We start from the raw sequence: 564 nt of genomic DNA, 5'->3' as shown, positions 1-564 counted from the left end.
TCCGCGGAGGCGATCGCGGCGGCCAAGGACCTGCGCTACCGCGATTTTCTGACCGTGGCCCTGGTCGTGCCGGAAAAGCACGGGTTCCCCGACAACTGGATCTACATCCACACCCCCGGCGTACGCGTCGGACGGATCCAGAACTTCGGCTCCTGGTCCCCCTACCTCGTCAAGGAAGGCCGCACCTGCCTCGGCCTGGAGTTCTTCGTCAACGAGGGCGACGACCTGTGGAGCATGGCCGATGAAGACCTCGTCACCCTCGGCACCCGCGAACTCGAACAGCTCGAACTCATCACCCCCGGATCGGTCGAGTCCGGATACGTCGTACGGATGCCCAAGGCCTACCCCGTCTACGACGACCGGTACGCCGCGAACCTCGAAGTCATCCGCGACTGGCTCGACACCCACACCCCCAACGTCCACCCCGTCGGACGCAACGGCATGCACCGGTACAACAACGCCGACCACTCCATGCTCACCGCCCTACTGACCTCCGAGAACATCCGCACCGGCACCCACCACGACGTCTGGCAGGTCAACGTCGAAGAGGAATACCACGAAGAA

The 564-nt window shown here is 64.2% G+C and carries 1 pseudogene; it reads left to right on the top strand.

The features are described from left to right. Window positions 1-564, top strand: a pseudogene (locus tag KDL01_RS41710) (FAD-dependent oxidoreductase); the annotation flags it as partial.

It is taken from the genome of Actinospica durhamensis, assembly GCF_018139695.1.
Taxonomy (GTDB): Bacteria; Actinomycetota; Actinomycetes; order Streptomycetales; family Catenulisporaceae; genus Actinospica; species Actinospica durhamensis.
This window is presented reverse-complemented; position numbering and strand designations above follow the sequence as displayed.